This window comes from Sandaracinobacteroides sayramensis (genome assembly GCF_022014495.1).
Classification (GTDB): Bacteria; Pseudomonadota; Alphaproteobacteria; order Sphingomonadales; family Sphingomonadaceae; genus Sandaracinobacteroides; species Sandaracinobacteroides sayramense.
On record NZ_JAKLSQ010000007.1, the window covers coordinates 106,733 to 132,189 of the forward strand.

Sequence of the window (25,457 nt, forward strand, 5' to 3'; positions counted from 1 at the left end):
CCCTCCCATCGGGCATCGCTCATTTTTCCGGCGACGGCAGCAAATGGATAACGCGCAATATCTCTACTGTCAACAAACATGTATCGCGTTATAAGATTTGCCCGATCTTGTATCTCGCACACCGGCGGCAGAGCATGACGCTCGTGCCGCAAGTCGTTTGAGAAATAATTGAATATCGCGCTATATATTTTGCCTTGACACTTTTGCCGCCGCTGCGAACAGTGGCTGCATGACCAGAGCAGATACCATGCGCGCCATTGCCGTGCGCGAGGGCAAGGGGCCCGCCGAAGCACTTCATGTCGTCACCGTCACCATGCCACGGCCCGGGCCTGGGCAGATCCTGATCCGTGTGCGCGCGGCAGGAGTCAACCGACCGGATATCGCGCAACGCGAAGGCAATTACCCCCCTCCGCCCGGCGCGTCGGAGATAATCGGGCTCGAAGTGGCCGGCGATGTCGTCGACATGGGGCCGGATACCCCGCGCTGGACAATCGGAGACAAAGTGACAGCCCTGCTGCCTGGCGGCGGTTACGCGGAATATGCCGTGGTCGACGCCCGCCACGCACTCCCGATACCGGACGGTATGGGCTATTCCGAAGCTGCGGCCTTGCCGGAAACGCTGTTCACGGTCTGGGCGAACCTGTTCGAGCGGGGCCGGCTCCAAGCCGGTGAAACCGTGGCGATCCACGGCGCGAACAGTGGCATCGGCACGACCGCCATCCTCATGGCAAAGGCCGCTGGCGCGCGCGTGGTCGCCACCGCGCGCAACGCGGAAAAGGCCGCTTGGGCGAGACAACTCGGGGCGGATCGTCCAGTGGACAATTCGGCCGAAGATTTCGTAGCCGTCGTAACGGAACTGGGCGGAGCGGATGTGATACTCGACATTGGCGGCGGCTCCTGGTTTGATCGGAACATTGCCGCCCTGAAGCCGGACGGGCGGCTGGCGCAGATCGCCTTTCTGGATGGCGCGGAAGTCACGCTCAATCTGGGCCTGCTGTTGTTCAAGCGTCTCACCATCACCGGTTCCACTCTGCGGGCTCGGCCGGCCGAAGAAAAAGCCCGTATCACACGCGAAATTGAGACGCATGTCTGGCCGTGGGTAAAGGATGGGAAAGTGCGACCGCCGGTGGATCGGGAGTTCGCGCTGTCGGAGGCCGCCGCGGCCCATCGCCATCTCGAAACCGGCAGCCAGTTCGGCAAGGTCACGTTGATTCCGTGACTTGTCCGGCCTGCCCCGCTAAATCCCTGGCATATTTCCTGCGCTATTCTCGGCACTCAACCGATGTATAAACATGGACCTATTGTCTCTGACCATTTCCGAAGTGGGATCGATGTGATGAATGATGCTGAAGGTTCGGCGATCCTTGCAGCCCATCCGGAAAAGCCGCTGATTTACAGCAGCAGCAGCATTCAGGAGCGGCGGAGGCGTATTCTGCGCGAAACACGCAAGATGATTGCGGAAAAAGGCATCGAAGGTTTCAGCATAAGAGCCTTGTGCCGCCAGGCCGATGTCGCGCAACGCACATTGTATAATGCGTTTCACGACAAGGACCGGATCATCGCGCTCGCCATCCGCGAGGCCTATGAAGAGGTGAACGCCTATATGCGTTATCGCACCTCGGCCGACACGCTGGAGGGCATCGTGGACAGGCTCATCGCCGTCAATCGCCGCAACCTGAAAGCCCGCAACTACACCCAGGCCGTGACCTCCATCTACTTTTCGCAAAACAGCAGCCGCGACGTTTGGGACGCCTTGCGGGGCATGGCTTTCCTGAATCTGCAGCAATGGCTGAACCGTGTGGCGGCAGATGGAGACCTGGAGGAATGGGTCATCCTGGACGAGGTGGCGGGCGACTTCGCCAACCTGGAATATGCCGTGATCAACGATTGGGCCAAGGGGCATATCTCCGATGAAGATTATGTCCGCCGCCTGATCACAGCGGTTTTGTCGCTCGCGGCCGGCGTTACGCGCGGAAACACACAAAAACAGGCACGTGCCATGCTGCGCAACATCCGTGAAACAGGAAAGCTCCCGGAATATCCGAAGCCAGTCTACACGCCGCCTGTCTCCGTGGAAGAAGAAGCTGCTGTCTGAATGGCATCCGCGAGCCGCACCTAACCGATCAACGACCGTTCCACCTCGCGCAATCTCTCCACCCGAGCGAGGTGCTGTTCGGCAGAACCATATTGCGTTTCCAGCAGCATCGCGCGCTTGAAATATCGGGAAAGCGCCAGTTCCTCGGTCGTGCCGATACCGCCGTGAAGCTGCACGGCATTCTGCGCCACGAAGCGCAATGCCTGCGACGTCCGCGCCTTGGCCGTGGAAGCTGCGATCGGGTCGGGCAACGCCTGCACGGCCATTGCGGTTACGGAAGCGGCCTGCTCAACCTCGATCAGCATGTCTGCCAGCCGGTGCTGGACCACCTGGAAACTGGCGATCGTCTTTCCGAATTGCCGCCGCTGCTTCACATAATCTACCGTCTGCCCGAGCATTGCGCGCATGAGCCCCAAGGCTTCCGCACATGTGGCCACCATGGCGCGGTCCAGTACAGCCTCGAACCGCTGCCAATCCGCTTCTCCTCTACCGATTACCGCATCTGGCGCAATCGTGATGTCGTCGAACACCACAGTCGCGGCTTCCCGGCCGTCCAGCAGACGATAGCGGCTCCAGCCCATGCCAGGCAAAGCCGCAGGCAAGAGAAGCAGCAAGGGTTCGCCGCTGCGATCGGCGCATGCGGGAACAAGGAGATGGCTGGCCATGTCCACATCTTCCACGAGTTCCTTACGCCCCCGCAGACGCAACACGCCATCCTCCTCGCGCAACATCGTGGCTGTTGGCCGCACGCGCATTACCCGCCCATCCTCCATCAGCGCAGGCACGGGCAGAATGTCGCCCGACACCACCTGATCGGACAGATCCTCTCGACTCAGCGCATCGAACAAGCCAATCGCGATCACAGAAGTCGCGACAAAGGGCACGGGCATCAGCCAACAGCCCAGTTCTTCCGCGATCAGCGCGCTGTCGGCAAAGCCACCGCCCAGCCCGCCGCGCGCTTCCGGCAGAGGCGCTGCCAGCAAGCCAAGTTCGTCGCGCAATTGCCGCCAGCGGGCCATCATATCGCCCTCGCCCTGCCTGTTCGACAGCATCCGCCTCAGCATGTCCTTCAGGATCGCGCGGCTTTCCTGTGCATCACTCATTGCGGCCACTTCCCGGAACTCTGTCAGTTGATGGCCCGGTCATGCCCGGCCCAATATGGTTGGCGCAGTTCGCGGCGGAGAATCTTACCGCTGGCGTTGCGCGGCAGGGAGGCAATGAAATCCACCGATTTCGGCACTTTGAAGCCTGCTATGCGCTCACGCGCCCAAGTGCGGATTTCTTCCGCATCCGCCTGCGCGCCGGGATGGAGCGCCACCACGGCCTTCACCGTCTCGCCCCAACGCGCATCGGGAACGCCGATCACCGCCACTTCGCGAACGGCAGGATGGCTGAAGATGGCATTCTCCACTTCCGCCGGAAACACATTCTCCCCGCCGGACACGATCATGTCCTTCAGCCTGTCCCGAAGAAACAGATAGCCTTCTTCGTCCAGATAACCCGCATCGCCGGTGTGGAACCAACCCTCTGGGTCAAGAGCAGCGGCGGTGGCCTCAGGCATCTTCCAGTAGCCGAGCATGCAGGTCGGCGAGCGAATGACGACTTCGCCGGTGACGCCAGCCGGCAGCGATTCACCATCCGGTGCCTGAATGGCGATTTCCACGCCGGGCAGCGCTCGCCCCGCAGAAAGCATGCGCGGATTCCCGGCGGCATCATGCGCCTCCGGCCCCAGCACGGCGATCGTGCCGCACATCTCGGTCATACCATATTGCTGCACGAAATCCGTGCGGAACACGTCCATCGCCTCGCGCAGCAATTCTAGCGGGATTGGCGAAGCGCCATATACGATGGCACGCATGCGCGAATAATCGATCTGGCGCACACGAGGGTGCTGAAGCAGCATCTGAATGGCGGAAGGAACAGTGAAGAACTTGCTCAGCCCCCGGCTCGCGATGGCTTCGAGCACGGCACCGGCATCGAACTCCTCCTCCACCAGTCCGGTCGCTCCTGAGCATAGCGTCTGCAAGCCGAAACCAGTGCCGCCGATGTGGAATTGCGGCATGACGATGAGGCTGACATCGTCATCGCTCCAGCGGTTCCATTCCGGTTGCTGCGCCGCCGGAATAGAGCGGAAAACCAGCAGGGCCCTCTGACTGAGAAGCGCCCCTTTGGGATGGCCTGTGGTGCCGGAGGTATAAAGCTGCACGACCGCCGAATCCGGATCCGTCGTGCCAGTCACCGGTGTCGACGGCTGCCTATCCCGCCAATCGGAATAGGCAAGGCCTTCCGCGGCATCGACGCCGATCACGGTGACATCGGACGGGAGACGCAAGGCCAAGGCTGCTATTCGCTCCACGAACTCTGCGGTGGCAAAGATGATCCGGCATTCCGAATCCCGAAGAATCCATTCGACTTCCGGGTCGGCCAGCCGCCAGTTCACCGGCACCACCACCACGCCAGCGGCGGCAGCGCCCAACAACAATTCATAATAAACGTCGCGATTTTTACCGAACCAGGCCACACGGCTTCCCGGTGCGCAGCCCGCCGACCGCAGAGCGTGGAATATACGCCACATATTGCGCGCAAGTCCGGCGTAGCTGATCCTGCGATCACGAAAATCCAGGGCGGGCTTCTCCCCCAGCCGTTCCGCCTGTTCCATTGCCATGTCGGGCAAGGTGATCCAGCGCGGTTGCGAAGCGATGCGAGGCAAGTTCATCGCCGCAGCAGCTCCTTGCCCAGGATGGTCCGCTGCACCTCGCTGCTGCCGCCGAAAATGCTGACTGCGCGCATGTTCAGATAGCGGGCCGCAACCGATCTCCCGGCGACCGGCCCTACCGCCGCCACCGACTGGTCCACCGAAGCGAAAGGCCCCAGCGCTTCCAGCGCCAGTTCGGATGCCATCTGGGTCATTTCCGTGGCCTTCAGTTTCAGGATCGACGAAGCCGTCACCCCCATTGGGTCGCCGGAGGCAACAGCCGAAAGCGCCCGTCGCTGGGTCCACATAGTCGCCGACAATTCGATTTCCAGAAGCGTAAGGCGGCGACGGAACTGCGGGCTGTGCACCACATGTTCCGGCTCGCCGGCGGCATCCTGCATAAGTGCACTTATGCTGCGCAGCAGACGCAGCGGCCGGCCGCCGGCCGCCGCGCCACCGCGCTCGAACTGCAGCAGATATTTCGCGACTTCCCAGCCATTGTTCTCCGCGCCCACGCGCAGCGCCACAGGAACCCGCACATTGTCGAAGAAAAGCTGGTTAACCTCATGTTCGCCAGACATGGAGATGATCGGAGTGACGGTCAGCCCGGGGCTGTCCATCGGTGCCAGAAGGAAGGTAATTCCGGCCTGTTGCGGCCCTTCCGAAGACGTACGCACCAGCAGGAACACCCAATTGGCGAACTGCGCGTGCGTGGTCCAGATCTTCGTTCCATTCACGACATAATCATCACCATCGCGCACGGCCCGGCAGCGCAGGCTGGCCAAATCCGAACCGGCGCCGGGCTCCGAATAGCCCTGGCACCAGTAATCCTCGGCCGAGCGGATCCTTGGCAGGAAGCGGGCCTTCTGCTCGTCCGTTCCATGGCCGATCAGCACCGGGCCGCACATCTGCAGGCCCATGGCCGGAAGCACCGGGGCATTGGCGGCGGCGCACTCCACCTCGAAAGTCAGCCGTTGCGCCGCCGTCCAGCCCGTGCCGCCATAGGCGACCGGCCAGGACGGAGTGATCCAGCCCTTCTGATAAAGGGTCAGGTGCCAGTCCCGCGCAAGGTCGGGGTCCGCGTAAATGCCGGCCTGCCTGTCGGCCGCTTCCCGCATCTCCGCAGTGAGGGAGGTGGAGAGGAAGGCACGCACATCCTCGCGAAATCCATCCATGTCCACAAGCCCGAGGCGCTCTGTCACCGACACAGATTTCTCCAGCAACAAGTCGCTGCCAGCATGATAGCCGGACACCAAAGAAATGGCAACAAGTTATTCTTTTTATGATCCACGATCATTCGCATATGTGATACTTTTATGCCCGCTCGCCTTGCAGACGCATTGTTTCGCGAAATCTGCTGCGCCCTCTGGCTGCTGCCACGCTGGCCAGCAGCCCGCAGGTGACGCCAACGATCGCCATGGCCTTGCCCACTCCGCGTGGATCTCCGGCGAACAGCGTGTCCGACATGGCGCCGATCACTGCGGTACCCATTCCGAGACCGCCCAGGCTGACGACAAGTGTCAGCATGGCCGAATTGGTGGCGCGAAGCTGGTTCGGCGTGATCATCTGCAACGAAGCCAAGGCATTGCCGTAATAGGCGTTCTGGAAGATCACGGAGACAAACCACATGGCGGCCGTCAGTTCGATGGTCGGCATCAGCGGCGCGACATAGCTCGGCCCGGCGATTCCCGCCGTCAGCATGATGGTCCGCAAGGACGCGTCGCCATGGCCGCGCGCGGCGAAACGCTCGGTCAGCAGAGTGCCCAATGTCACGCCGGCGATTGGCCCGAAGAAATGGATGGCCCCCAGCAACAACCCCGTTTCGCCCGGCGTCAGGCCGAAGCTGCGGATGATATGGGTGGGGAACCAGGTCAGTCCGCTATAGGACAGCACCGCCATCAAGGTCGCCGCGACATACAGCGCCTGATAGTCGCGGCGGCGTGTCCATAGGTAGGCGAAGGCCTGCCGGGTGTTGAGCGGAACCGACTGCCCTACGCCCTTGCGCGTCGGCTCGCGGATCATCAGCACCAGCAGCGCCACGAACAGGCCCGGAATGCCGACGATCACGAAAGCCGCCTGCCAGGCCGCCATACCCTCCAGACCGAAGGGCATGGCCGCATTGGAATTGATATAGTCGATGATCTGCCCCCCGGCCAGCAAGGCGACCGACACGCCGATCATCCCGCCCAGTGTGAAGATCGAGGTGGCGCGAACCAGGCGGTGGCGGCGGAAGCTGTCCGCCAACAAGGAATAGCCGGCCGGAGCCAGGGCCGCCTCCCCCACCCCCACGCCCATGCGAGCCAGGAAGAGAGTGGCATAGCTGTTGGCGAAGCCGCACAGCACGGTCATCAGGCTCCAGAAAAACACGCCAGCCGCGATGATGAGCCGCCTGCTATGGCGATCGGCCATCCGCCCCAACGGAATGCCCAACAGGCAGAAGAAGACTGCGAAAGCGAAGCCCTGCAAAAGGCTGATCTCGAAATCCGAGAGCAGCAGATCCTTCTTGATCGGCCCCACCATCAAGGAAAGGATCTGCCGGTCGACGAACGAGACGATGTAGGCCAGCACGAGCACGGCAAGGGTGAAGGCGGCCCGACCACGGCTGGGATAGTCGTCCTCGTCCTTCATCGGAGCCGTCACCCCCTTTTCCTCCACACCCATTGTCGGCCCTCCGTCGCTCCGTTGCATTATCCTTGCCGACAGAAATTATACAGTGCAATACTATTTTATTGTCGTGGATAAAATTCAGAGCGGCGGCGTCAGGCTCATCAAACCAACGTCAGGCGAATAATGATGCGCGCACTTTTCTTTCGGGGTCTCGACAGGAGCGAAAATGGGCAACGCAGCGACACAGGCCACCCTGGCGGAATTGCAACGGCGCTTCGGCCCCGATCTCGTCGCGGATGGCGCCGCATCCGCGCCACGGCAGGACTGGAGCGGCATCGCCGCAGTCACGCCCGTCGCGGTTCTGCGCCCCCGCGGCAGCGCGGATGTGGCGGCGATAGTGCGCGCCTGTCACGATCTCGGCCAGCCGCTGGTTGTGCAAGGCGGCCTCACCGGCCTGTCTGGCGGAGCGGTCGTTCAGCCGGGTGAAGCCGCGCTCAGCCTGGAACGCATGACGCGCATCGAATCGATCGATCCGGTCGCCGGGACCATGGTGGTGGAAGCCGGCGCCACCTTGCAATCCGTCCAGGAAGCGGCGGCGGCGGCCGGCTTCCAGTTCGCGCTGGACCTGGGCGCCCGGGGCAGTTGCACCATCGGCGGCAACATCGCCACCAATGCCGGCGGAATCCGCGTGATCAAATATGGCATGATGCGGGACCAGCTTCTGGGCGTGGAAGCCGTGCTGGCCGATGGGCGTCTTCTCGACAACATGCACCATATGGTGAAGAACAACAGCGGCTACGATCTGCGGAATCTGCTCGCCGGCAGTGAAGGCACATTGGCCGTCATCACCCGCGCGGTCCTGCGCCTGAGAGCGGTGCCTCGCTCGGTGCAGACGGCCTGGTGCGGTCTGCCGGACTTCGAGTCCGTCGGTCGTTTCCTGGTGGCGGCCCGCGCGACACTGGGGGATGGCCTGTCCGCCTTCGAGGTGATGTGGGCCAGCTTCCATGACAGGGTCATCGCACATGTCCCAGGGCTGAGGCGGCCCCTGCACGACAATCACCTCTTCCATGTTCTGGTGGAATCCAGTGCGATGCAGACCGAGGGGCATGAAGCAGCGTTCACTGCCTTCCTGGCGAGGGCGCTTGAGGAAGGGCTGTTGACGGATGCCGCCATCGCCCGCTCCGGGCAGGATGCGCGGAATTTCTGGGCGATCCGCGAATGCCCGGAAATGGGCTCGATGATTCGCAACCCCGTGGTATTCGACATCAGCGCCTCGGCCAGCGCAGTGGGGCGAATGCTGGTCGATTGCGAATCGGAGGTTTCGGCAAATTGGCCGGGCAGCCCATTCGTCGCGCTCGGTCATCTGGGAGACGGCAATATCCACATCATGGTGGGCGCGCCCGATGCGGATGCCCGCACGCACAACGCCATTGAGGATCGGGTCTGCGAAGTGGTCGAGCGGCACCGGGGTTCGATTTCCGCCGAACATGGAATCGGGCTCAAGAAGCGCCGCCACCTCGGGCATTGCCGGTCGGAACTGGACGTGGCGCTGATGCGCAACCTGAAAGCAGCATTAGACCCTGCGAACATCCTTGGGCGAGGGCGTATCTTCCCCGCCTGAGTCGCAAAGGCTTCAGTCCCGCCGGTCCAGGAAGGTCAGCACTTCCTCCTGCACATGGCTGTCCAGCCGCGCACGGATCGAGGGGAAGTCCGGATGGCCGACAAAACCGCCATAAGCGCGGCGGAAATGCTCCATGTCCTCCAGTTCCCACAGATTGATGATCGTGTTGATCGGCCCGGTCTTGCCCACGAACAGGCCTTGCAATTTCCACCCCTGCCCCTGCATCAGCGGAATCAGTTCGCCGGACAGCAGTTCCACCAGCGGCCGCAACTTGCCGGGAACAGCACGGATCCGGGCTTCAAGATAGACGGGCATATGCGTTCCCCTAGATGACGGCTTCGATCAGCCTCGGCCCCGGCCGAGCCATGGCATCGATGAATTGCGCCTCGAACTCGGCGACGGTGGCGGCCTGGCTTGCTTCCACGCCCAGCGAGCGCGCCATGCCCACCCAGTCGATGTCCGGGTTGCCAAGGTCGAACATCGAAAGTGCTCGAGGCCCCGGATTGCGCGCGCCGACCCGGCCCAGTTCCACCGTCAAGATGGCGTAGCTGCGGTTGGAGAAGATGATGGTCACGCAATCCAGCTTCTCGCGCGCCTGCGTCCAAAGCGCCTGCAAGGTGTACATGGCACTGCCATCTGCCTGCAGATTTATCACCTTGCGTCCCGGAGAGGCGACGGCGGCCCCCGTGGCCACGGGAATGCCCTGGCCGATGGCGCCGCCGGTATTGGAAAGCCATTCATGCGGAGGCGCGCCACGCGTCGCCTGCATAGGTCCAAGGCCATTGGTGGCGGCCTCGTCGGACACGATGGTGCCTTCCGGCATATGACGGGCGATGATGGCGCCAATGGAGAATTGGTCCAATTCGCCGGCAGGACGTCCGGGCAATTCGCTTGCAGCCAGAAGTGCAGGTGCGCGCGGCGCCCCCAATGCCTCGGCCACGGCCTCCAGTGCCGATACTCCGTCTTCATGATCCTGCGCCAGATAATGAATGGCGATGCCTTCCGGCAGGCACCAGCTCGGGTAATCGGGATAGGCGAATGGCGCGACAGGCGGATGTGTGCCGACCAGGATCAGATTCGCCACCTCCTTGAATATGCCCACGATATCTTCCGCACGGTAGGGCACGCGCTCCACCACCGTGCGACCCGCGCCGCGTTGCATGCGCGGCGAAAGCTGGTGGCACATCAGCCACGCGCCGCTGGCAGCCGCGATGCGTCCAAGCGCGGTGAGACCGCGCTCCAACAGCGTCGCGCCGCGCGTCAGGATAACAGTGCGCGAGCCGGAGCGAAGCAAACGCACGGCCTCGTCCACCGCTGCGTCGGACACGGCGGCCGGCTGCGGCTTCGGCAGGGCGGGCGCTGCGCCGGCGCCCGGCCCCCATGCGGTGTCGGCAGGCAGGATCAGCGTTGCAATGCCTCCCGGCGCCTGCTGCGCCGCGAAAACAGCACGAGCCGCATCAGCCCCTACAGTGCGTGAGCTTTCCGTGCGGTGCACCCAGGCCGACACCGGCCGCGCCAGTCCAACGATATCGGATACGAGCGGCGTGTCCCACTGCAGATGGTAGGAAGCGTGGTCCCCGACGATGTTCACCATCGGCGTGTTCGCGCGCTTCGCATTGTGCAGATTGGCGATGCCGTTCCCCAGCCCGGAGCCGAGATGCAGCAAGGTCACCGCGGGCTTCCCGGCCATGCGGCCATAGCCGTCAGCCATTCCGGTCACCGCGCCTTCGAACAGGCCCAGTACAGGGCGCATTTCGGGCACGCGGTCCAGCGCCACGACGAAATGCATCTCGGACGTGCCCGGATTGGCGAAGCAGGTATCCACCCCGGCAGCGACAAGGGTGCGGATCAGGCTTTCGGCGCCGTTAGCCCCGGTCTCGGCAGTCTCCGTCATGAACATCCGTCCTCAGCGCGCCTGGTTGATCACATGAAGCTGGGTGTATTCCGCCAGCCCTTCCCGCCCGAACTCCACCCCCAGCCCAGAGGCCTTGGCCCCGCCGAAGGGAATGTGGGGCAGGGAATCCAGATGCTGGTTGATCCAGACCGTCCCGGCGTCGATCCGCTCGGCCACGGAGCGCGCACGCGCCGTGTCGGAAGACCAGACGGAGCCGCCAAGGCCGTAAGGGGAGCGGTTCACCCGCTCGACCGCGTCGTCCAGATCATTGTAGCGGATGACTGGCAGCACCGGGCCGAACTGTTCCTCGTCCACCAGCCGCGACCCATCCTCGATGTCCCGCACGATGGTGGGCCGGAAGAAGAAGCCCGGCAGGTCCGGGCGGCTGCCGCCGCTGATGATGCGCCCCCGTTCGCGGGCATCGGCTACCAGTTCTTCCACCCGCGCAAGCTGGGCCGCATTCTGCAGCGGCCCATGGGTCACACCCTGCTCAGCCCCGTCGCCGGGCACGGCCTTGTCGGCAAGCGCTGCCAGTTCCGAGCATAAGCTGTCATAGATGCGCTCATGGGCGTATATGCGCTTCACCGCCACGCAGATCTGGCCATTGTTGGTGAAAGCGGCGCCAAACAGATAGGGCGCGATCGAAACGGGGTCGGCATCGTCCAGCACCAGCGCGGCATCGTTGCCGCCCAACTCAAGCGTCAGCCGCTTGAGGGTCGAGGCGGACCCCTGCATCACCCGCGTGCCGGTCGCCGTGGAGCCGGTAAATGAGATCTTGTCGATCCCCGCATGGGCAGACATCGCCGGCCCCAGATCGTTGGCGTCGGCGATCACGTTCAGAACACCCGGCGGCAGGATGCCGGCCGCGAGCGCTCCGAACCGCAACGCCGTCAGGGGCGTGGTGGGCGCTGGTTTCGCGACCATCGTGTTGCCAGTCGCAAGAGCCGGCCCGACCTTGCCGATCAGGATGAGCAGCGGGAAGTTCCAGGGCACGATCGCCCCCACCACCCCAAGTGGCCGGCGGACCAGTTCCACATGGCGGCGATCGCTGTCCTCGCGCACCTCCGGATCCAGCCGTACCCTTGCAAAGTAGCGCAACATGCCGGCCGCGCCATCCACTTCCATCCGCGCTTCCGCTAGCGGCTTGCCCTGCTCGGCGGTCAGCAGTCGCGCCAGTTCGTCGGCGTTGGCCTCCACGGCGTCGGCAAGCTGCCCGATCAGCCGCCCACGCTCGGCCACGTCCGTTGCACGCCAGCCGGGAAAGGCCGCGCGCGCCGCCGCCACCGCCTGGTCGAGTTGCGCGGCCGATGCCCGGCTCGCGACCGCGAAGACAGCACCGGTGGCTGGATTCACCACATCCAGCGTCGCGTCGCCCGGCACCAACTCGCCGCCGATCAGAAGTGGGTAATCCGTCACACGCAATCCTTCATGGCAAAGTTCGTTCAATGGGCCGTAGCGACCGGCTGCTCGGCGAATGTCGACAACAGCGGGGAAACGGCAAGGCCCGGCGGAATGGAATCGGCACCAATGGCGCGGTCGATCGCCTCATGCGCCCAGTAGATCCGACGCTCCTGATAAGAGAGCCTCACGCCATCCAGTGCGCCAGACGACAGGGAGCGCTGTATCGAGCCCAGATTGGCCATGTCCTCATCCAGCACCTTCGCAAAAGCCGGTGCGGCCCGATCCCAATAATCGGGCCTCGGACCATCGCCCCAGCCCGGCCCCAGCCCCGTCACCTGCATCTCGCATTGCCCAACGCCGCGCGGCCAGAACTGCATGAACTGGATGAAAATGGAGCGGATCGGCGTGACGAGGTTGGGAAAGGTGAAATAGGCCGTGCTGGTGTCGCGATGCATGTCCAATGCCCCGGGGATGCTGGGCGTGTCGGGCGAATCCATGCCAAGCGTCTCCAGCGCCCAGGGATGGTAGCGCACCACCATCCGCGAATGGCCGCCAGGCAGAAGTCCGATGGAGCAGGCCCTGGAATTCAATGCCTTGCCAATCGAATCCCGGTGGATCGTGTTGATATGATACACTTCCTGGAACGCATCCAGCGCCGCCTTCCAGTTGCAGTCCAGCAGGCTGGTCTGGTTCTGGACCACCCGAAGCGTGGACACGTCTATGTCCCCCCACTCCCCGACTGTCGGGCCGATCTGCTGCATCAGCGGCCCGGCCTCGTCGTCCAGGTTCACGAACACCCATCCGCCCCAGGTCTCGCAGCGAATGGGGATCAGGCCATTGGCGGATTTGTCCAGGCCGCAGAAATCCTGTTCGTCCGGCACCGCCACCAGCCGTCCGGTCAGGTCGTAGGACCAGCTATGATATTGGCAGCGCAGCAGCGAGCCGCGCCCGCGCGCGGCGGGGGTTACAGCAGCGCCCCGGTGGCGGCAGCTGTTGTGGAAGGCGCGCACCACATCGTCCTTTCCGCGCACGATCAGCACCGGCACGCCCACCTTGTCCCAGACGACGAAGCTTCCGCTCGATTCCAGCTCTTCCACGCGGATGGCGGCCAACCATGAACGCCGGAAGATGCGCTCGATCTCCAGTTCCAGGAAGGAAGGATCGGTGTAGCGGGCCGCCGCTATGGGCGGCAGCGCCGGAAAGCCTTCAGGCGGCGCCTTTCGAGCGGCTTCCCACTCCATCTCCGAACGAATTCGATCCTGTGTAGACTGGTCCATGCGGTATTTCTCCCTGGCGGAGGCTCAGGCTCGAACCATGAGGCCGGGCATGGCGACATCATGGCCGAGACAAGCCCCGCGGATATCCAGAACGACCGAAGGCATTCGGATCGCAGGGGCAATGGCAGCAGCCGCGACGGGCATTTCGCCAATCGCTTTGGCGGCAAGCTTCAGCCTTGCGGAATCGCTGGACATCCACCCTCTCTTTCCCTAATTTATATAACGCGCACTTTCTTTCTGACGCAAGGCGGTAAAAGCAGTCGCACATTAAATAAATACTGCGTGATATAATTATTGTCATCTGGAATCGGGAGGATCAGGACATGGCATCGCAACCCCAGGGAACCGGCAACGCCGACGACAGGGAGCAAGAAAGACATGTGTCGCACCAGGACATACGCCGCCGCACCATCGCCCATATGCGCGCGAAGACTACCGATCTGGCCGCCGCCTCCATGCCGATCGATCCGGCCGCCTACACCGACCCGGAGCGGTTCGAGGCCGAGCGGCGCGAACTGTTCCGCAAGCGGCCGATCCTCGCGGGCCTGACGGGGGATATCCCCAACGCCGGGGACAAGCTGCTGTTCGATGTGCTGGGCCCGCCGATCCTCCTCATCCGCAACAAGGCCGGCGAGGTGAATGCCTTCCTCAACATGTGCCCGCACCGTGCAGCCCGGCTTGTGACCGAATGCAATTCCCTCAGCCGCATGACCTGTCGCTTCCATGGATGGACCTTCGATCTGGACGGCCGGTTGATCGGCTTGCCGGGCAAGGAGGGCTTTGCCGACATGGAGCGCGACAAGATCGGCCTGTTGCCGGTGCCGGTGGTGGAGTGGCACGGCATGATCTTCGTCCGCGCCGATCCCGGCGGCGACCCGATCGACATAGAGGACTGGCTGGGCGACATGGCGGCGGAGCTTCGCCATCTGGAGCTCGAAAAGGCCGTCCCGGCCAAATCCGGCACGCTGCACACCGATGCCAACTGGAAATACGCCTTCGACACCTATGGCGAGAGCTATCATTTCGCCACGCTGCACCCCACCACCATCGGCTCGCTGGCATTCTCCAACACCATGACGCATCGCCCGCACGGCCTGCACACCCGGCTGGGTTTCCCCCGCGCCGATTTCGCGGCCTATGCGAACCTGCCGGAAGAGGATTGGCCTCACTCCGACTATGGCGGCCTCTACATGATCTTCCCCAACACGGTGATCAATGTGAACGGCATGCAGGGGGGCGGCCCCTTCTATGGCGTCTCGCGCGTTTTCCCCGGGGACGAGCCGGGCAAATCGGTCACGCTGATGACCCATTATCGCCCCGGCCATGCCGATCCGGAGATGCCGATGTCCGCATGGGAGGCCACGCACGACTTCATCCACGCCGTGGTGCGGGACGAGGATTACAGCGTCTCCGCCGAAGGCCAGCGCAACCTGGGCTGGGCGCCGCCGGGCTTCCGGATGCGCTTCGGCGCGAACGAGGCGGTTCTGCAGAAACAGCATCGGCAGATCGCGGAAATACTGGATGCGGCCAATGAAGGCTGAGCCGGCTCTCAGCTCGCGGATCGCCCGCATGGGCGAGATATTCCAGCTCGCCTATGTTCCCGGCGATATGGAAGCCGCGATCCGCTTCTGGACACAGTTGATGGGCGCCGGCCCCTTTTTCCGCCGCCGCGCCCTCTCCTTCGAGCATAGCCTGTATCGCGGCGCTCCAAGCCCAATCCGCTTCGACGTGCTGATCGGCTATTGGGGCAATCTGCAGATCGAACTGATCGAGCAATTGAACGACGCCCCCTCCATCTACCGGGACTGGACCGCCGCTGGCCAAGAGGGCCTGCAGCATGTTTGCATCGCGGTAGACGACATCACGGCCGCGCGCGCGCAGTCCGTCGATCAGGGGATGGAAGTGGTGCAGGAAGTCTATTGGCCGGGCGGCGGCGCCATCTATGTCGACACCGGCGGTGGCCCCGGCACCATGGTGGAGATGGTGCAGCTGGCGCCGGAAGGCCATGCCCGTTTCGCCATGTATCGCGACGCGGCCCGTGGCTGGAATGGCGCAGACCCCGTTCGCGACATCTGAACGGCGGCGGGGCTAGTTCCCCGCTGCGTCCAACGCTTCCACCTGCGCGCGAAAAGCCGCCAGCCAGCGAGCGCCGGTGGCGCCGTCGATTGCGCGATGATCGCAGGTCAGCGTGACCGTCATCATGGTCGCAATCGCGCTGGCGCCATCGCGCACGACGACACGCTGCTCAGCGCTGCCAACGGACAGGATCGCGGCGTGCGGCGGGTTGATGATGGAACCGAAGGACGAGATTCCGAACATGCCGAGGTTGGAGACCGAGAATGTCCCGCCGGTGTATTCGTCGGGCTTCAACCGCCGCCGCCGGGCGCGATCCGCGAGATCGCGCATGGTTTCGGAAATCTCTCCGGGGCTGAGGCTTTCCACGCGCCGAACGATGGGGGTCACTAACCCATGATCGGTGGCGACGGCCACGGCAATATCGGCGTGGCGGTGGCGGAGCAGCCCGTCGGAAGTGAAGCTGCTGTTGACTTCAGGTACTTCCATCAACGCCTGCGCCACAGCCTTCAGCAGCAGATCGTTGACGGAGATTCGCCCGCCTTCGCTGTTGTAGCGAGCCCGGGCCTTCAGCAGCGGGTCCAAGGCTACATGCATCTCCAGCGGGAAGCTGGGGACCGACTGGGCCGCTTCCGTCAGCCGGCCGGCGATAAAGGCCTGCAGCCGGCTGTGCGATGCCAGCGTGTAGCTGCCCTTGGGCAGGCCCAACAGTTCCAGCCGGCCGGCGATATCTTCCGAAATGTCGGCTTGTGTCATATTGTGCGTCCTTGCGTTTCGTGGGTTCGGGAGAAGCCGCCGAGGCAATCGGGGCCGATATCGGCGATGCGGGTCACGCCGGCGAGGGCCATCGCGATCCGGAGTTCCTGGGAGATGAGCTGAAGAAGGCGTTCGACTCCCGCGCCGCCGGCGGCCGCTAGCGCATAGGCCCACGCCCGCCCCGCCATCACCGCGCTGGCGCCCAATGCGAGCATGCGCAGGATATCCGCCCCCGAGCGGACGCCACCGTCCACCAGAACCGGGAAGCGTCCGCCAACGGCATCGACGATGCCGGGCAGCACCTCCGCGGTCGCCATGGCGCCATCCAGTTGACGCCCGCCATGGTTGGAGACCACCAGCCCGTCTATCGGGCTTGCCGCCGCCATGCGCACGTCTTCCGCGTCGAGCAGGCCCTTTAGCAGCAGCGGCCCCGACCAGCGGTCGCGGATCCACTCCAGATCCTTCCAGCCGAGCGAAGCCGCGAGGCTGGACTGCATCCAGCCGGCCACGGCGGCCAGTGGCGAGCCAGCCTCGACGGCGGCCGCCATATTGCCGAGCATGTGCGGCCGGCCGTGCAGGCCCACATGCCAGGCCCAGGCCGGCTTGGTCGCCACTTGCCCGGCCAGCCGGGCAGCCCGAACCGGCCATGGATCGTTGGAGATACCGGCACGGAAATCGCGGTAGCGGGTGCCCAGCACCGGCGTATCCACGGTTACGAGAAGAGCGCAGCAGCCGGCCGTACGGGCGCGCTGCAAAAGCTCCTGCATGTAACCGCGATCGTTCAGCATATAGAGCTGGAACCAGAAAGGGCTCCCGGTGCCGGCGGCCACTTCCTCGAGCGGGCAGACACTTGCCGAGGACAAAGTGAACGGCACCGCTGCCTCCCGGGCCGCCCGGGCTGCCTGCACTTCTCCCCGGCGTGCCAGCATGCCCGCCATACCGACTGGCGACAGCGCGAAAGGCAAGGCCCAGCGCGTGCCGAACAGCTCCGTCGAGGTATCGATCTCCGATACATCGCGCAGGACACGCTGGCGCAGCGCCAATGCGTTCAGGCTGTCGCGATTCCGGCGCATCGTCACTTCGGCACAGGAACCGGAATCGACATATTCGAACATGAAGGCGGGGAGGCGGCGCGCGGCGAGGCCGCGATAATCCTCGACCGAGCGAGGCTGCATTTCAAAGCATGCCGGGGTAGCCACCACCGTCCAGAACCAGATTCTGTCCGGTCATGAAGCTGGCCTGGCGGCTCGCGACGAAGGCACACCAGGCGCCGAATTCATCCGGATCGCCCACACGGCCCATTGGGACGGCGCCTGCCATTTCCGCCATCACGGCGTCTGCCCCGACACCGCGCTCCGCCCCCATACGGGCGGCAAATCCGGTCAACCTGTCGGTCGCGAAGGGGCCTGGCAGCAGGTTGTTGATGGTAACGCCGTGCGGCGCCACCTGCCGCGAGACCCCCGCCACAAAGCCCGTAAGGCCGCTGCGCGCACCATTGGAGAGCGCGAGCGGCGCCATCGGCGCCTTCACCGCCGCTGAGGTGATATTGATGATACGCCCCCAGCCGCGGGCGATCATCCCATCCACCACGCCGTTGATGAGGAAGATGGCAGAGAGCATGTTGGCCTGGATGGCGGCCAGCCAGGTCGCCTCGTCGAAGCTACGGAAGTCCCCCGCCGGCGGGCCGCCGGCATTCGTGACGAGAACGTCTGGATCGGGGCAGGCCGAGAGCAGCTGAGCGCGCCCTTCCGGCGTGGCGACATCGGCTGCGACAATGGCAGGCGCATTGCCGGTGCGGGCCGCGATCGCCTCGGCTGCCGCTTCGAGTTTTTCCCGGTGGCGGCCGTTCAAAACCAGTTCCACGCCGCAATCCGCAAGCGCCCGGGCACAGGCGAGGCCAAGACCGCTGCTCGATCCGCACACGATGGCCTTCCGGCCCGTCAGGCCAAGATCCAGTCCGCTGCTCATGATCAACGCTCCAGGTAACGATCGAGGGTCTGGTGGAAATGGCGGATGCGGATTTCCTGATAATTGCCAAGCTGCAGCTTGCCCGTCTTCGAACAGTTCATCCCCTCCTGAACGAAGGGAATATTGCCCATGTCCTGATCGAGGATGGCACCGAGCTGGCCGAAATAGCCCTCCCAATTCTCATCCTCCTGCAGGAAATGCATCGGGATAGACGGCTGCATCTCCTCCCCCGGACGCAGGCGCTGGATCAGGCGAACCTCCATCAAGGTGTGCTCGTGATCCGGCCAGGGGCGCCAGCGATAGACCACCTGCGGCCCCATCCCACCCCAGGGCGAGAAATTGGGGAAGACGTTATAGGTATAGGCGTCCTGCACTTCGGAATCCGTGGCATCGGACAGGTCGGCTTCGTAGAGCTTGCCGAAACGCGCCCGGTTATGCTTGCCCATCGCCTGCCGCGCCGTCTCGCCCGGCTCGACGTCGATGGTCATTCCGGGCTCCACGACCCGGCCATTGTATTTCAGGAACTGGTCGATCACCCACTGCTCGTCCCGCACCCGTCGCTCGACATGGGGCGAGGTCAGGCCGAAAGGCGTGATCATCAGGTTCACATGGTCGCTGTAGAGATCATATTTGGAATTGGCGTCCGCCGTGAACGGCATGATCTGCGGGTGGGTGGCGATCACATGATAGGCCTCCATGAAGGCCTCCATGCACGTCTTCCAATTGGCCTTGATGACCTTGCCGGCCCATTTCGTCGTAAAACATTGTTCGGGCTTCCAGCGCTCGAAGTGGCTGGGAATCGGCGCCAGATACTCTTCCAGCGAAGGGCCACCCTCGGCCTCCTTTACGAAGACATAGCCGCCCCATTGGCCGACCTGCGCTTCCGGCAGGCTCATCTCCTCCGATTTCAGATGGGTGAAGTCCCAGCGGCAGGGAATATTCTTCAGCGTGCCGTCGAGATTCCACGAAAAGGCATGATAGGGGCAACGAAGCTCCCCCAGTCGGCCGTTGCGCTGCCGCAGCTTGCGGCCACGGTGCAGGCAGACATTGTGGAAAGCGCGCACGCTGTTGTCCGCCTGGCGCACCAGCACATAGGACCGACCGGCGTTTTCATAGACAACACTGTCGCCGGGATTCAGCAACTCCTCCTCCCGCGCGGCATATTGCCAGACATGCGGCCACATCTGCTCGATTTCCCGCCGGAAGAACTCCGGCGAGGTGTAGCGGGCCACGTCCAAAGGCTCGGAGCCGAGGAACTGGTAATGATCCTCCACCAGATGGTCGGGAATCCGGCCGGTGTCGGCCTTTGCCAGCTCGAACCAGCTCACGCCCTTGGCCGCTTCGCGGCCACCCGCTGCATCGGCGTCAGCCATAAATTCCTCCTCTTTCCCTCGTTTCGGTCGCCCGAACCGATGCCGTGGCCATCGCCCGTGCGTCCATTCCCGCGATCGCATTGCCATTGACGAGCGCGTTATGGGCATGGGCCAGATGGTGCATGTGAAAGCTGGCATCCATCGCCGACCGCTTGCCGGCGAAATCCTCGACGGCGTTGAACGCCTGCTTCGCAAGCGTCAGGCCAAAGGCGGGCAGCTCGGCCAACCGCGCGGCCACCGCCTCCACTTCGGCCTCCAGCGCCTCGCGGTCCACCACACGGTTCACCATCCCAAGGTGCCAGGCGCGCTCGGCGCTCATCCTTTCCCCCAGAAACAGGAACTCTCGCGCCACGCGCGGATGCATCTCGAAGGCATGGGCGAAATATTCGACACCCGGTACGCCCATGCGCAGCACGGGGTCGCTGAAGACCGCATCCCTCGAAGCAATGATAAGATCGCAGACCCAGGCCAGCATAAGGCCGCCGGCGATGCAGGCGCCATGCACGGCGGCGATCGTCGGTTTCGGCAACTCCCGCCAGCGACGGCAGAGGCCAAGATAGGCCTCCTGTTCCCGCACATAATATTTTGCCGCGCCGTCCAGGGTGGAATGATCCCCCCAAAGGGTCGCACGGCGCGGCGCGGGCCGATCCGCGTCGCGACCGGGGCTGCCGATATCGTGGCCGGCGGAAAAATGCTTTCCCGCCCCTTTCAGCACGATCACCCGGATTTCCGGATCTTCCGACGCGCGCACAAGGGCATCGTCCAAGGCGTAGAGCATCTGCGCATTCTGCGCGTTGCCATAGTCCGGGCGGTTCAGAGTGATCCACGCAGTCGCCCCACTCCGCTCATAGAGTATGGGCTTATCGGTCTCGTATATGGGCGCCATCGGTCAGGCTCGGGCGACACCGGCGGTCGCCCACGGTCGGGGCCGGGGCTTGCCGGTCGCCTCCAGCACGGCACGATCGATCTCTGCTCCTGAAGGGTTTCCGCGCAGCGTCAAACCGCCGTTCACCTGCAGATTCTGGCCCGTCATGAAGCAATCGTCGCCGCTGAGCCAGATCACCGCGGCGGCGATGTCCTCCGACGTGCCGACACGGCCCAGCGGATAGCGGGCGAGATAGGACTCCCAGACGCCCGGCACCGCCTTGGCGCGCGCCGTCATCGGCGTTTCCGTCAATCCCGGAGAAATGGAATTCGCCCTGATGCCGCGCTCGCCATATTCGTTGGCGATGCAGCGCATCACATGATCGAAGCCGGCCTTGGTTCCCATATAGGCAGCATGGTCGTCCAGCATGATCGTCGCCGTCGCCGAACTGATCTGCACCAGCGACCCGCCATCGCCGACCAGCGGCAGCAGTTTCTGGAAGAACAGGAAAGGCCCGATGAATTGCAGGTCCGCCATCCGGCGAAGCTCATCCTCCGTTGTCAGCGCGAACGGCTTCAGCAAGCCCCAACCGGTGGCGTTCACCACAATGTCGACACCACCCCATGTTTCGCCGACATGGGCCGCCAGCGCGTCGAGGCTGCCGGAGTCGGTAATGTCGGCAACAGTCGCCAGTCCGCCGATCTCCGCCGCGAGTCGCTCCAGTTCGACCGGATGGCGGCCCGCGATCAGCACCTGCGCCCCTTCGGCCGCCAGCCTTCTTGCGATCACCTGGCCCATATTGTCCCGTCCGGCGGCGCCGATAACGAGGGCCTTCCTGGATTGCAGTCTCTTCATGTCTCCACCTCTCCGGGGCAGCGGGCTATCACGAAAATAGCACATATGGCAAATTATAATTGCCCGCTCGCCGCAGCACGCCCCCGCACCAGCATCAAGGGGAATTTCCAGACGAAATATATTGCGCAATATAGAATCTGTGCTATCTCCACGCCAGCCGGAAAAGGGGCGGGATATGACCGAAACGAATGTCGACAAGGATCTATTGCTGGACATCTATCGCCGGGCCTGGCTGATCCATCAGGCGGACGCGAAGTTCCGCGCCATGATCACCACCGGCCAACTGCAAATTCTCTATTACAGCCCGCGTGGCCAGGAAGTCGTGGCCGCCGCCATGATGGCCGCCCTGCGGCCGGACGACTATCTCGTCACCATCTATCGCGGCATCCACGACCAGCTCGCCAAGGGAATTCCGCTGAAGGAACTGTGGGCTGAGTTCGCCGGCAAGGCGACCGGCACCTGCAAGGGCAAGGGCGGCCCGATGCACATCACCCATCCTGAAACGGGGGTGATGGTGACGACCGGTATCGTCGGCTCCGGCATGCCCATCGCCAATGGGCTCGGGCTCGCCTCCCAGTTGAACGGAGACGGCCGGGTAACCGTCTGCTGCTTCGGCGACGGCGCCTCCAACATCGGCGCCTTCCACGAGGCGCTGAACATGGCCTCCGTATGGAAGTTGCCCGTCATCTTCCTGTGCCAGAACAATCTTTACGGCGAGCATACGCCCTATGCCATGAGCACGGGGGCCGAGCGGATCGCCGATCGTTCCATTTCTTATGGGATGAAGGGCGTGCGGGTGAACGGCAACGACGCCGCCGCCATGCATGCCGTTGCGCGCGAGGCGGTGGCGCGCGCGCGCGCCGGGGAGGGGCCTACCCTCATCGAGGCGATGACCTTCCGCTTCAACGGTCACCTGCTGGGCGACGACAGCCATTATATCCCGAAGGCGGAAATGGAGGCGGCCAAGGCCGCCGACCCGGTCCCGGCGCTGCGCCGCACGCTGCTGGAAACGCAGGTGTCCGAAGCCACGCTGGCGGCGCTGGAGGCGGAGATCACCGCGCAGGTGGCGGAAGCCGCGCAATTCGCCCTGGACAGCCCTTATCCGGACCTCCGCGAGAACCGGATCGACGTGCTGGATGTCGAGATGCTGGACAACAGGGAGATTGCCGCGTGAACGCGCCGTTGAAAAAGATCACCTTCGGCCAGGCGTTCCACATGGCGATGGACGAGGCCATGGCCGCCGACGAGCGCGTCATCCTGCTGGGCGAGGACATCGCCGACGGTCAGGGCGGTGGCGTCTACAAGACCACGCTCGGGCTTTCGGCGAAATATGGCGACGCGCGCGTCCGCTCCACGCCGATCGCCGAACAGGCGATCGTGGGCGCGGCGATCGGCGCTGCGCTGGTGGGATATCGCCCCGTCGCGGAAATCATGCTGATGAACTTCATCACGGTCGCCATGGACCAGATCGTGAACCACGCAGCCAAGCTGCGCTTCATGTCGGGCGGTCAGACCAGCGTGCCGATCACCATCCGCACCATTTCCGGCGCGGGGCGCGGCTTCGGCGGCCAGCACAGCGACATGCTGGAAGCCTGGTTCGCGCATGTGCCCGGCCTGAAGATCGCCACCGCCTCCAATCCGGCTGACGCCAAGGGGCTGCTGCTTTCCTGTATCGAGGACGACAACCCCTGCATCTTTATCGAGAACACGCCCACCTACCGCACGTCCGGCCCGCCGCCGGAACCCGGCTATCGCGTGCCGCTGGGCAAGGCCGCCGTGCAGCGCGAAGGGCGCGACATCAGCGTGATCGGCTACGGCAGGCCCATAGCCGACGCGCTGGCCGTCGCCGGCAAACTGGCGGAAGAAGGCATTTCCGTCGAGGTGGTGGACTTGCGCACCATCGCCCCCTTCGATGCCGAGACGGTGCTGAATTCCGTCGCGAAGACCGGGCGCGCCGTCATCGTGCATGAAGCGGTGAAGGAGTTCGGCGTGGGCGCGGAGATTTCCAGCCGCATCCATGAAGAGCTGTTCCGGGATCTTAAGGCCCCCGTGGCCCGCGTCGGCTCGCGTTACGCGCCCGTTCCATTTTCCCCGGTTCTCGAGAAAGACTGGCTCTACAGCCAGGCCGATATCGAAGCCGCCATCCGCAAAACCCTTGGCTGAAGGCAAAGTGATGAGCACCGAAATCCGTATCCCCAAGCTCGGCATCTCGATGGAAGAAGCGACGCTTGTCGAATGGCTGGTGGCGGACGGCGCGGACGTGGTGGAAGGCCAGCTTCTCTACAGCCTGGAAACCGACAAATCCGTGCAGGAAGTGGAATCGCCCGCGGGCGGCAAGCTGCGCATCATCGGCCAGGTGGGCGAAATCTACCCAGTGGGCGAACTGATCGCCGCACTGGATTGAAGCCGGACCATTGAGGGCATTGCGCGTGACGCCCGAAAGAAGGCGCGCGCTGCCCCCTACGCGCTTCCTGGTTTGTGATCGAGACAGCCATTACCTCGCTGCGGGGTCGCGAGATCACAACTGAAGAAACCGCAATCCGGGAGGATTTATGGCCTGGGACTATGACGTCATCATCGTCGGCGGCGGCGGTGCCGGCCTTGCGGCCGCCATTGAAGCGAAACGTGCGGGCGCCAACTGCATCATCCTGGAAGCCGACACGAAGCTCGGGGGTGCAACCGCCCAGTCAGGGGGAGTCTTCTATGCCGCCGGCACCAGCGTCCAGCGCGCGGCCGGTATCGACGACAGCGCAGAGGACATGTTCCAGTATCTGATGACGCTCAATCACTGGAGCGTGAAGCCGGATATCTTTCGCATCCTCGCCGACGAAAGCGGCCCGACGCTGGAGTGGCTGATCGCCGAGGGCACGGAATTCCTGCCCGAGCAAGTCACCTTCGGCGGCATCGAAGCCAAGCCCCGGGCGCATCCAAGCCATGGCGCCGGCACGGGCATAGCCGAAACGCTGATCAACACCGCAGGCGCGCTCGGTATCGAGACAGCCTTGGGAACGCGGGTGGAACGCTTGCTGCTGGAGGACGGCCAGGTGATCGGCGTTCACGCCGCAGGCATCGATCTGCGCGCGCCCTCGGTCATCCTTACCACCGGCGGCTTCGGCAACAGCCCGGAGATGATTGCCCGCTTCTTCCCGACCGCTGCCCGCAAAGGCGACTGGACATGGGCAGTCCACCGTCGCGCGCCCTACATCCTGGGGGACGGAATCCGGTTGGGCGAGCAGATCGATGCCCGCATCGTCGGCCATGATACGGGCCTGCTGCTGCCAGGCTCCAACGCCGGCGGGAAGGCGCTGGAGCCGTTTCTGCCGCCCTGGCTGATGCTGGTGAACCGCGAAGGCCGGCGTTTCATTCCGGAAACCTCATCCTACACCATTTCCGGCTATGCCTTGAACGAGCAGACCGACGAGGTCGCCTTCGCCATTTTCGACGAGCGCGCACTCGTCGAAGCCAGTTCCGACCTCAGCTATCTCGACCCCTATGGTTCGGGGATCGAAATTCCCACATGGGAAGAGCCCATGCTGCGCGAACGCGTCGCCAAGGGGGAAATCCAGTCTGCCGACACCCTCGACCTTTTGTGCGCCCGGATCGGCATCGACCCGAAAGGGCTGGCGGAAACGGTGCGAACCTATAACGAGGACTGCGCCCTGGGTGTCGACAGCCATTATTTCCAGAAGCTGGGCAAGCGCTATCCGGTTTCCACAGCCCCTTTCTATGCTGCCGAAATTCGCGCAGCCGTCATTGCCGTCACCGGCGCCGGGCTGGACATAAATCGGGACTGCGCGGTGCTGGACAGCCACGGGCGCCCTGTGCCTGGCCTTTATGCGGCGGGCGAGGTTCTGGGTGTGCTGATGGGCAAACGCTATGGCGGCGGCGGGATGTCGATCGGGCCTGCGATCGTCTTGGGACGACGGGCGGGCATCCACGCCACGCTTGCGGCGCGCAGTGCAGCACAGACGGCCTGA

Annotated in this window: 23 protein-coding genes; 9 read left to right on the top strand and 14 right to left on the bottom strand. The window is 63.9% G+C overall.

What is annotated here, in order from left to right; all coding sequences use genetic code 11:
- The first annotated feature begins 229 nt into the window (after positions 1-229).
- Both L6Q21_RS06015 and L6Q21_RS06020 read left to right on the top strand, forming a co-directional pair.
- Complete coding sequence (locus L6Q21_RS06015) at positions 230-1,219, top strand: NAD(P)H-quinone oxidoreductase (RefSeq protein ID WP_237829770.1); 990 nt, start codon at positions 230-232, stop codon at positions 1,217-1,219.
- A 117-nt stretch (positions 1,220-1,336) separates the two neighbouring features.
- On the top strand, positions 1,337-2,095 hold the full coding sequence (locus L6Q21_RS06020) for a TetR/AcrR family transcriptional regulator (protein ID WP_237829771.1): 759 nt from the start codon (positions 1,337-1,339) through the stop codon (positions 2,093-2,095).
- A 20-nt stretch (positions 2,096-2,115) separates the two neighbouring features.
- Here L6Q21_RS06020 and L6Q21_RS06025 read toward each other — a convergent pair whose 3' ends face one another.
- The 4 genes from L6Q21_RS06025 to L6Q21_RS06040 all read right to left on the bottom strand — a co-directional run bounded on the left by L6Q21_RS06025 (position 2,116) and on the right by L6Q21_RS06040 (position 7,451).
- Positions 2,116-3,198, bottom strand: coding sequence for an acyl-CoA dehydrogenase family protein (locus tag L6Q21_RS06025; RefSeq protein ID WP_237829772.1), 1,083 nt, complete (start codon positions 3,196-3,198; stop codon positions 2,116-2,118).
- Between the two features lie 23 nt (positions 3,199-3,221).
- A complete protein-coding gene (locus L6Q21_RS06030) occupies positions 3,222-4,811 on the bottom strand; it encodes a long-chain-fatty-acid--CoA ligase (RefSeq protein WP_237829773.1) in 1,590 nt (529 codons plus the stop codon).
- On the bottom strand, positions 4,808-5,992 hold the full coding sequence (locus L6Q21_RS06035; protein WP_237829775.1) for an acyl-CoA dehydrogenase family protein: 1,185 nt from the start codon (positions 5,990-5,992) through the stop codon (positions 4,808-4,810). Before L6Q21_RS06035 ends, L6Q21_RS06030 begins: the two co-directional genes overlap by 4 nt.
- Before the next feature lie 112 nt (positions 5,993-6,104).
- Positions 6,105-7,451, bottom strand: coding sequence for a spinster family MFS transporter (locus L6Q21_RS06040; RefSeq protein WP_237829777.1), 1,347 nt, complete (start codon positions 7,449-7,451; stop codon positions 6,105-6,107).
- Positions 7,452-7,623: 172 nt separating this feature from the next.
- Here L6Q21_RS06040 and L6Q21_RS06045 point away from each other — a divergent pair, with 172 nt between their 5' ends.
- The gene (locus L6Q21_RS06045; RefSeq protein WP_237829779.1) at positions 7,624-9,018 is read left to right on the top strand and encodes an FAD-binding oxidoreductase; all 1,395 of its coding nucleotides are present in this window, start codon (positions 7,624-7,626) and stop codon (positions 9,016-9,018) included.
- 12 nt (positions 9,019-9,030) lie between these two features.
- On the opposite strand, the gene L6Q21_RS06050 is transcribed toward L6Q21_RS06045, so the two are convergent.
- From L6Q21_RS06050 to L6Q21_RS06065, 4 genes are read right to left on the bottom strand one after another with little or no spacing between them, the layout of a single operon-like run.
- Positions 9,031-9,333 carry an NIPSNAP family protein gene (locus tag L6Q21_RS06050; protein WP_237829780.1) on the bottom strand — a complete coding sequence of 101 codons (303 nt, stop codon included), beginning with the start codon at positions 9,331-9,333 and terminating at the stop codon, positions 9,031-9,033.
- A gap of 10 nt (positions 9,334-9,343) precedes the next feature.
- The gene (locus tag L6Q21_RS06055; protein ID WP_237829781.1) at positions 9,344-10,912 is read right to left on the bottom strand and encodes an acetolactate synthase large subunit; all 1,569 of its coding nucleotides are present in this window, start codon (positions 10,910-10,912) and stop codon (positions 9,344-9,346) included.
- 12 nt (positions 10,913-10,924) lie between these two features.
- A complete protein-coding gene (locus L6Q21_RS06060; protein WP_237829782.1) occupies positions 10,925-12,328 on the bottom strand; it encodes an aldehyde dehydrogenase family protein in 1,404 nt (467 codons plus the stop codon).
- A 26-nt stretch (positions 12,329-12,354) separates the two neighbouring features.
- A complete protein-coding gene (locus tag L6Q21_RS06065; protein ID WP_237829783.1) occupies positions 12,355-13,590 on the bottom strand; it encodes an aromatic ring-hydroxylating oxygenase subunit alpha in 1,236 nt (411 codons plus the stop codon).
- A gap of 323 nt (positions 13,591-13,913) precedes the next feature.
- Between L6Q21_RS06065 and L6Q21_RS06070 the strand changes: the two genes are divergently transcribed.
- Together L6Q21_RS06070 and L6Q21_RS06075 are read left to right on the top strand one after the other, a co-directional pair.
- Positions 13,914-15,131: an aromatic ring-hydroxylating oxygenase subunit alpha gene (locus L6Q21_RS06070; RefSeq protein WP_237829784.1), complete on the top strand. Its 1,218-nt coding sequence runs from the start codon at positions 13,914-13,916 to the stop codon at positions 15,129-15,131.
- On the top strand, positions 15,121-15,666 hold the full coding sequence (locus L6Q21_RS06075; RefSeq protein ID WP_237829785.1) for a VOC family protein: 546 nt from the start codon (positions 15,121-15,123) through the stop codon (positions 15,664-15,666). The genes L6Q21_RS06070 and L6Q21_RS06075 overlap by 11 nt, the downstream gene beginning before the upstream one ends.
- 12 nt (positions 15,667-15,678) lie before the next feature.
- Here L6Q21_RS06075 and L6Q21_RS06080 read toward each other — a convergent pair whose 3' ends face one another.
- The 6 genes from L6Q21_RS06080 to L6Q21_RS06105 are packed head-to-tail and all read right to left on the bottom strand — an operon-like array spanning position 15,679 to position 21,480.
- On the bottom strand, positions 15,679-16,419 hold the full coding sequence (locus tag L6Q21_RS06080; RefSeq protein WP_237829786.1) for a 2-oxo acid dehydrogenase subunit E2: 741 nt from the start codon (positions 16,417-16,419) through the stop codon (positions 15,679-15,681).
- The gene (locus L6Q21_RS06085) at positions 16,416-17,594 is read right to left on the bottom strand and encodes an L-lactate dehydrogenase (protein WP_237829788.1); all 1,179 of its coding nucleotides are present in this window, start codon (positions 17,592-17,594) and stop codon (positions 16,416-16,418) included. The genes L6Q21_RS06080 and L6Q21_RS06085 overlap by 4 nt, the downstream gene beginning before the upstream one ends.
- A 1-nt stretch (position 17,595) precedes the next feature.
- Positions 17,596-18,387: an SDR family oxidoreductase gene (locus L6Q21_RS06090; RefSeq protein WP_237830024.1), complete on the bottom strand. Its 792-nt coding sequence runs from the start codon at positions 18,385-18,387 to the stop codon at positions 17,596-17,598.
- A gap of 2 nt (positions 18,388-18,389) precedes the next feature.
- Complete coding sequence (locus L6Q21_RS06095; RefSeq protein ID WP_237829789.1) at positions 18,390-19,760, bottom strand: aromatic ring-hydroxylating oxygenase subunit alpha; 1,371 nt, start codon at positions 19,758-19,760, stop codon at positions 18,390-18,392.
- Positions 19,753-20,646, bottom strand: coding sequence for an enoyl-CoA hydratase (locus L6Q21_RS06100; protein WP_237829790.1), 894 nt, complete (start codon positions 20,644-20,646; stop codon positions 19,753-19,755). The genes L6Q21_RS06095 and L6Q21_RS06100 overlap by 8 nt, the downstream gene beginning before the upstream one ends.
- Before the next feature lie 3 nt (positions 20,647-20,649).
- Positions 20,650-21,480 carry an SDR family oxidoreductase gene (locus L6Q21_RS06105; protein WP_237829791.1) on the bottom strand — a complete coding sequence of 277 codons (831 nt, stop codon included), beginning with the start codon at positions 21,478-21,480 and terminating at the stop codon, positions 20,650-20,652.
- A gap of 175 nt (positions 21,481-21,655) precedes the next feature.
- Between L6Q21_RS06105 and L6Q21_RS06110 the strand changes: the two genes are divergently transcribed.
- From L6Q21_RS06110 to L6Q21_RS06125, 4 genes are all read left to right on the top strand, one after another.
- Positions 21,656-22,654: a thiamine pyrophosphate-dependent dehydrogenase E1 component subunit alpha gene (locus L6Q21_RS06110; protein WP_237829792.1), complete on the top strand. Its 999-nt coding sequence runs from the start codon at positions 21,656-21,658 to the stop codon at positions 22,652-22,654.
- A complete protein-coding gene (locus tag L6Q21_RS06115) occupies positions 22,651-23,643 on the top strand; it encodes an alpha-ketoacid dehydrogenase subunit beta (RefSeq protein WP_336246228.1) in 993 nt (330 codons plus the stop codon). Before L6Q21_RS06110 ends, L6Q21_RS06115 begins: the two co-directional genes overlap by 4 nt.
- A 10-nt stretch (positions 23,644-23,653) precedes the next feature.
- The gene (locus L6Q21_RS06120; RefSeq protein WP_237829793.1) at positions 23,654-23,884 is read left to right on the top strand and encodes a biotin/lipoyl-containing protein; all 231 of its coding nucleotides are present in this window, start codon (positions 23,654-23,656) and stop codon (positions 23,882-23,884) included.
- A 148-nt stretch (positions 23,885-24,032) separates the two neighbouring features.
- Positions 24,033-25,457, top strand: coding sequence for an FAD-dependent oxidoreductase (locus L6Q21_RS06125; RefSeq protein ID WP_237829794.1), 1,425 nt, complete (start codon positions 24,033-24,035; stop codon positions 25,455-25,457).

Excerpts from the sequence above, each read along its gene's own strand:
- L6Q21_RS06080 (WP_237829786.1), bottom strand. The coding sequence starts at position 16,419 with ATGACACAAGCCGACATTTCGGAAGATATCGCCGGCCGGCTGGAACTG.
- L6Q21_RS06090 (WP_237830024.1), bottom strand. The coding sequence starts at position 18,387 with ATGAGCAGCGGACTGGATCTTGGCCTGACGGGCCGGAAGGCCATCGTG.
- L6Q21_RS06120 (WP_237829793.1), top strand. The coding sequence starts at position 23,654 with ATGAGCACCGAAATCCGTATCCCCAAGCTCGGCATCTCGATGGAAGAA.
- L6Q21_RS06125 (WP_237829794.1), top strand. The coding sequence starts at position 24,033 with ATGGCCTGGGACTATGACGTCATCATCGTCGGCGGCGGCGGTGCCGGC.
- L6Q21_RS06085 (WP_237829788.1), bottom strand. The coding sequence starts at position 17,594 with ATGCAGCCTCGCTCGGTCGAGGATTATCGCGGCCTCGCCGCGCGCCGC.
- L6Q21_RS06015 (WP_237829770.1), top strand. The coding sequence starts at position 230 with ATGACCAGAGCAGATACCATGCGCGCCATTGCCGTGCGCGAGGGCAAG.
- L6Q21_RS06095 (WP_237829789.1), bottom strand. The coding sequence starts at position 19,760 with ATGGCTGACGCCGATGCAGCGGGTGGCCGCGAAGCGGCCAAGGGCGTG.
- L6Q21_RS06050 (WP_237829780.1), bottom strand. The coding sequence starts at position 9,333 with ATGCCCGTCTATCTTGAAGCCCGGATCCGTGCTGTTCCCGGCAAGTTG.
- L6Q21_RS06110 (WP_237829792.1), top strand. The coding sequence starts at position 21,656 with ATGACCGAAACGAATGTCGACAAGGATCTATTGCTGGACATCTATCGC.
- L6Q21_RS06045 (WP_237829779.1), top strand. The coding sequence starts at position 7,624 with ATGGGCAACGCAGCGACACAGGCCACCCTGGCGGAATTGCAACGGCGC.
- L6Q21_RS06100 (WP_237829790.1), bottom strand. The coding sequence starts at position 20,646 with ATGGCGCCCATATACGAGACCGATAAGCCCATACTCTATGAGCGGAGT.
- L6Q21_RS06030 (WP_237829773.1), bottom strand. The coding sequence starts at position 4,811 with ATGAACTTGCCTCGCATCGCTTCGCAACCGCGCTGGATCACCTTGCCC.
- L6Q21_RS06025 (WP_237829772.1), bottom strand. The coding sequence starts at position 3,198 with ATGAGTGATGCACAGGAAAGCCGCGCGATCCTGAAGGACATGCTGAGG.
- L6Q21_RS06105 (WP_237829791.1), bottom strand. The coding sequence starts at position 21,480 with ATGAAGAGACTGCAATCCAGGAAGGCCCTCGTTATCGGCGCCGCCGGA.
- L6Q21_RS06075 (WP_237829785.1), top strand. The coding sequence starts at position 15,121 with ATGAAGGCTGAGCCGGCTCTCAGCTCGCGGATCGCCCGCATGGGCGAG.
- L6Q21_RS06040 (WP_237829777.1), bottom strand. The coding sequence starts at position 7,451 with ATGGGTGTGGAGGAAAAGGGGGTGACGGCTCCGATGAAGGACGAGGAC.
- L6Q21_RS06020 (WP_237829771.1), top strand. The coding sequence starts at position 1,337 with ATGAATGATGCTGAAGGTTCGGCGATCCTTGCAGCCCATCCGGAAAAG.
- L6Q21_RS06070 (WP_237829784.1), top strand. The coding sequence starts at position 13,914 with ATGGCATCGCAACCCCAGGGAACCGGCAACGCCGACGACAGGGAGCAA.
- L6Q21_RS06055 (WP_237829781.1), bottom strand. The coding sequence starts at position 10,912 with ATGACGGAGACTGCCGAGACCGGGGCTAACGGCGCCGAAAGCCTGATC.
- L6Q21_RS06065 (WP_237829783.1), bottom strand. The coding sequence starts at position 13,590 with ATGGACCAGTCTACACAGGATCGAATTCGTTCGGAGATGGAGTGGGAA.